Raw genomic sequence first — 443 nt, 5'->3', positions numbered from 1 at the left:
GCACCTTGGGGGAAATCTTGCAGCCACAGCCGGCACCGTGGCTGTACTGGGTCAGGCGAATCGGCTCGCTCATACGTACCTCAGCAGGTCAATTTGTTGCGCGATTGTAGCAAAGCTGGCCTTTGCGCCTGTGCCTCTTATAATTCCTTGGGCCAGCTTCAAGCTTCAAGCTTCAAGCTTCAAGCAAAAGCAAAAGCAAAAGCCACATGCAGGCTGCTTTTGCTTTTGCTTTTGCTTTTGCTTTTGCTTTTGCTTTTGCTTTTGCTTTTGCTTTTGCTTTTGCTTTTGCTTGCAGCTTGCAGCTTGCAGCTTGCAGCTTGCAGCTTGCAGCTTGCAGCTTGCGACTTGCGACTTGCAGCCGCTTTTCCCCGCCACTGAACCGGAGAACCCCCCCTGCTCAAACGCCCCCTGGCGCTCGCCGCTGGCCTTGTGCTGTCCTGCTG

General features: G+C 54.0%; 1 protein-coding gene. It reads left to right on the top strand.

Annotation, left to right across the window (positions count from 1 at the left end):
- Positions 1-206: 206 nt before the first annotated feature.
- Positions 207-443, top strand: a 237-nt coding sequence (locus QWI17_RS06685; protein WP_302721754.1) for a hypothetical protein, incomplete at its 3' end; no start/stop codon positions are given.

Origin of the sequence: Gilvimarinus gilvus, assembly GCF_030518155.1 — a bacterium.
GTDB classification, from domain to species: domain Bacteria; phylum Pseudomonadota; class Gammaproteobacteria; order Pseudomonadales; family Cellvibrionaceae; genus Gilvimarinus; species Gilvimarinus gilvus.
This window is presented reverse-complemented; position numbering and strand designations above follow the sequence as displayed.